Genomic DNA, 1,587 nt, shown 5'->3' with positions numbered 1-1,587 from the left:
GTGGTAGTTTTACTTTATGATACCACTGGAGGTTTTTTATTTCATCTTTTTTTCGAATTGGAAATTAGGGTTATATTTAGTAGCAGAAGGATAGGCGCCTATCCGAGATTTAAAAAAATTTAAAAGGAGGTATCACCATGATGGTAAGAAAGTCTAACGCAGGTTTTACACTCATTGAGCTACTCGTAGTAGTTGCAATTATTGCAATCTTGGCAGCAATCGCTATTCCACAGTTTGGAAAGTACAGAAAGTCAGCAGCTGCTGCAGCATTACAGGCTGATGCCAGAAACTGTGTAACAGATGCAGTAGCAGAAGTAACAAAGCAACAAATGGCAGGTGCTTCTTCTGTTCCATCAAGTGGCTCTTATTCCAACATATCTCCAAATACTGCAAGCTGTAACTGGACTTATACTGAATCAGATGGAAAAATTGAGTGTACTTGTAGTGGTAAAAATGTACTTAGTAAGGTAAGTTGTACTGCAACATCTACAGGTACGGGAACAACGGTTTCTTGTATAGGTCTATAAAATCTAAAAGCCGGCAATTGCCGGCTTTCTTTATAACTGTCAAATCTTGTAGAGGGTAAATTTGAGAATCGTAAAAAGGTTTGATTTTGTCTTTTTATTTTTTATTTTCGTTTTTTTTGTTTATGTGTACACTCTTTATGGTATAGGTGGTAGGGTTAATTTTGGAGATTCTGCTAAATGGCAGTTTATATTTAATACAAACTATATCACTCATCCTACCGGTTATCCTTTGTATCTTTTTTTAAGTAAAATTTTCAATGGTATTTTTTTGTTTTTAACTCCATAAGCTCTAAGGATTAATTTGATGTCTTTGTTCTTTGGAATGTTATCTTTGGTTTTTATGTACAAAGTTGCTTACATCTTAACAAAAAGTAAGGTTTTTTCTTTGATACCTGTTTTTACGATGGCTTTTACTTTTTCTTTTTGGAGTCAGTCAACGGAAGCCGAAGTTTACACATTAAACTCTTTTTTCTTAACTTTTACTTTGTACAACTTTTTGATGTTTTACCAAGAGAAGAAAAGAATTTATCTTTATGTGGGTATTCTTTTTTATGCTATTAGTTTTGGTAATCACCTTAGTATGCTGTTTTTACTTCCGGGTTTGGTTTATGTTATATACATCACTGATAAATTGATTTTTAAAGATATAAAAGTTTGGATTTTTTCTTTTGTTTCTGTTGTGTTGGGTGCATCTGAGTACCTTTATATATGGGGTAGGTTTAAAGATTACTACAACGAAAACTTAAATGCTATTTGGAAAGAAGGAGAAGTTTATGAATATGTAAAAAACAGTAAATCTGTTTACGATGCTTTTTTTTCTTATATAACCGGAGGTCAGTTTAAACAGGAGCTTTTTCAAGGGTTCCAGTACAATATTACGCTTTTTCCAAAAATCTTTGGTGGTGAGTTTTTTCTAAATACAGATAGCTTTTTTGGTTATGTTGTAGTTATGTTTTTGATAACAACTTTAATCGTTTTTCTTTTCTATGGTCTTTTTTATTTTAAAAAAATCGTAATTTACGCTTTTTACATTGTTTTTGTTAGCTATAGTACCTTTATT

2 protein-coding genes are annotated in these 1,587 nt (G+C 31.9%); both read left to right on the top strand.

The window, feature by feature from the left end; all coding sequences use genetic code 11:
- The first annotated feature begins 137 nt into the window (after window positions 1-137).
- On the top strand, window positions 138-527 hold the full coding sequence (locus NE054_RS08540) for a prepilin-type N-terminal cleavage/methylation domain-containing protein (RefSeq protein WP_345780608.1): 390 nt from the start codon (window positions 138-140) through the stop codon (window positions 525-527).
- Window positions 528-822: 295 nt separating this feature from the next.
- Window positions 823-1,587: DUF2723 domain-containing protein (locus NE054_RS08160; RefSeq protein ID WP_297890477.1), on the top strand; the 765-nt coding region annotated here is incomplete at its 3' end.

The sequence above is a fragment of the Sulfurihydrogenibium sp. genome (assembly GCF_027448985.1).
Classification (GTDB): domain Bacteria; phylum Aquificota; class Aquificia; order Aquificales; family Hydrogenothermaceae; genus Sulfurihydrogenibium.
This window is presented reverse-complemented; position numbering and strand designations above follow the sequence as displayed.